The following is a 3,219-nucleotide window of genomic DNA, read 5'->3' as shown; positions in this document are numbered from 1 at the left end:
CGTCGATTTTGGGTTGGAGGACGGTGTGGAGTTGTTCGGGGGTGAGGTTGGTCAGCGTGGCGTCGTCGGTGGTGCCGGCGGTGTGGATGACGGCGGTGAGGGGGTGTTCTGCGGGGATGCTTGCGAGGAGGTGGGCGAGTTGGTGGGGGTCGCTGGTGTCGCTGGCGGTGATGGTGATGTGGGCGCCGAGTTGGGTGAGTTCTTGGTGGAGTTGGGTGGCGCCGGGGGCGTTGGGTCCTCGTCGGCTGGTGAGGAGGAGGTGGTGGGCGCCGTGTCGGGTGATGAGGTGGCGGGCGGTGATGGCGCCGAGGGTGCCGGTGCCGCCGGTGACGAGGACGGTGCCGTCCGGGTCCAGCGGCGGCGGCACGGTCAGCACGAGCTTCCCGACGTGCCGGGCCTGGCCCATCAGCCGGAACGCCTGCGGAGCCCGCCGCACGTCGAACGCCGTCACGGGAAGCGGCCGCAACACCCCCCGCCGGAACAACTCACCCAGATCGGCGAGCATTTCGGAGATGCGTTCCGGGCCCGCCTCGATCATGTCGAACGCCCGGTACAGCACGCCCGGATGACGCGCGGCCACCTCCTCGCCGTCCCGTACGTCCGTCTTGCCCATCTCGACGAACCGCCCGCCGCGAGGCAGGAGGCGCAACGACGCATCCACGAACTCCTGCGCCAGTGAGTCGAGCACGACATCCATGCCGGTCCCGCCGGTCACGTCGAGGAAGGCGCTCTCGAAATCGAGCGTGCGCGAGTCGGCCGTATGGGCCTCGTCGTAGCCCTGCGCGCGCATCACCGGCCACTTCGGGGTGCTGGCCGTGCCGAACACCTCCGCACCCCAGTACCGGGCGAGCTGTGTCGCCGCCATACCGACGCCGCCCGTGGCCGCGTGGATGAGCAGCCGCTGCCCCGCACGCAGCTCCGCCAGATCCGCCAGGGCGTAGTAGGCCGTCAGGAACACGATGGGCACGGACGCCGCCTGGGCGAAGGACCACCCGGCCGGCACCGGTGCCAGCAGCCGCCGGTCGGCGATCGTGACCGGTCCCATCGCGCCCCGCATCAATCCCATCACCCGGTCACCGGGCCGCAGGTCCGCAACCCCCGGCCCGACCTCCACGACCACGCCGGCACCCTCGCTGCCGATCGCCACAGGGCCCGGATACATGCCCAATGTCATCAGCACGTCACGGAAGTTGAGCCCAGCGGCGCGCACGGCGACCCGCACCTGCCCCTCGGAGAGCGGCTGCCCGCCCTCCGGGCAGGGCACCAGGGCCAGGTTCTCCACCGTGCCCGGCTCGGTGACATCGAGCCGCCACGCCCCCGTACCCTCCGGGACCAGCACGTCCTTGTCGTCGACGACGGCCAGCCGGGGGACCAGCGCTCCCGACTCCCGCAGCGCCAGCTGCGGCTCACCCGTGGCCACCGCCCGCGCCAGCGACGCCCCCGCCTCGGCAGTGCCGTCGACGTCGACCAGCACGAAGCGGCCGGGCTGCTCCGACTGCGCCACGCGTACGAACCCACAGGCCGCCCCCGCCGCGACGTCCCGCACCCGTTCGCCGGCGTGCACGGCCACCGCGCCGCAGGTCACCACGACCAGCCGGGACGAGCCCGTGCGCTCGTCGGACAGCCAGTGGGAGACCAGCCGACGCAGCTCCTCCGTGAGCAGGTGAGCCCGCACGGATGCGTCGGCCGTCCCGCCCGCGCCCCGGTCCGGCCCGTCGTCCGGTCCGGCGCCCAGGCACACCACGACAGTCTGTGGCAGCGGGCGCTCGTCGTCTGCCGCACCCAGAAGGGTGGGCAGGTCGGCAACGGTGCGGTGACCGGTCCCGTCCGCCTCCAGACCGTCGAGGAGGGCAGGGGGCACTTGACCGGCGAGGACCCAGGCCTGGCCGTCCTGACCGCTCGGGTCGCTCTCGTTGAGGGTGAGTGGTGTCCACTCGACCCGGTACGAGGGAGGCCTGCGTGCGTCTCCCGCCATCCGCTGGGTGTCAAGGGCGCGGACGGTCAGCGCGTCGACGGAGATCACTCCGGCACCGGTCGCGTCGGCGACGGTGACCGAGACGGTGTCGGCCCCCCGCGGGCTGATACGGACACGTACGCCGCTCGCGCCGATCGCATGCAGCGTGATTCCGGACCAGGAGAAGGGAAGCCGGGGCACGTGACCGCCCTCGCCCTCCGCGGTCAGGACGGTCGCATGGAGCGCGGCGTCGAGAAGGGCCGGGTGAACCCCGTACCCGGTGGTGTCGGCGTCCTCGGGCAGCTGAACCTCGGCGTACAGATCGTCGCCGTGACGCCAGGCGGCCCGCAGTCCCTGAAAGACGGGTCCGTAGGGCAGACCGAGGTCGGCGAAGCCGGGGTAGACATCCTCGACCGGGAGGCTTGTCGCACCCGGCGGAGGCCACGCACCGGCAAGCGGTTGGAGCACACCGGCGGCAGCGGGCGGCACGGTGGTCAGCACGCCGGTGGCATGCAGGGTCCACTCGGTACCGGGCTCGGCACCCGTCCGCTGCGAGTGCACCGCGAGCCGCCTCAGCTCGGGGCCGTCGTCCCCCGCCTCTTCGGACGGATCAACGGTGACACGCAGCCGCACCGCGGCCTGGTCCGGCAGGACGAGGGGAGCGTGGAGCGTGAGCTCTTCGACGTGATTGTGCCCCGTGTGATCGGCGGCATGGAGGGCCACGTCGAGGATGGCCGTGCCGGGCACGACCGTGGTGCCGAGCACGGTGTGGTCGGCCAGCCAAGGGTGGTCGCTGAGGGAGAGCCGGCCGGTGAACAGCTGAGTGGTGTTGGGGAGTTCGGCGACTGCGTCGAGAAGGGGGTGGCTGGTCGGGGCTTGGCCGAGGTCGGTGGCGTCGGTGGTGGCGGGGGTGGGGTGGAGCCAGTAGGGGTGGTGCTGGAAGGGGTAGGTGGGGAGGTCGACGGTGGTGGGGTGGTGCGGGGCGTAGAGAGTGGCCCAGTCCACGTGGACGGTGTGGGCGTGAGCCGTCGCCAGGGCGGTGAGGAAGGTGAGGTGCTCGGGCTTGTCGGGGTGGAGGAGTGGGATGGCGATCGCGTCCGTGCCGGCGCGGACCAGTGTGGTGAGGGTGGTGTCCGGGCCGAGTTCGAGGTAGGTGGTGGTGTTGAGGTCGGTGAGGGTGGTGAGGGCGGGGTGGAAGCGGACGGCTTGGCGGAGCTGGCGGGTCCAGTGGTGCGCGCTGGTCAGGTCTTCGGCGGATGCGAGTC

Annotated in this window: 1 protein-coding gene; it reads right to left on the bottom strand. The window is 72.1% G+C overall.

Features of this window, described 5'->3' with window-relative positions; translation table 11 throughout:
• The coding region (locus IE177_RS34520) for an SDR family NAD(P)-dependent oxidoreductase (protein ID WP_190019439.1) at positions 1-3,219 on the bottom strand (3,219 nt) is incomplete at both ends.

The sequence above is a fragment of the Streptomyces lucensis JCM 4490 genome, from assembly GCF_014650035.1.
Taxonomy (GTDB): domain Bacteria; phylum Actinomycetota; class Actinomycetes; order Streptomycetales; family Streptomycetaceae; genus Streptomyces; species Streptomyces lucensis.
The sequence above is the reverse complement of the archived record's forward strand: the minus strand, read 5'-3'. Positions and strand labels throughout refer to the sequence as shown.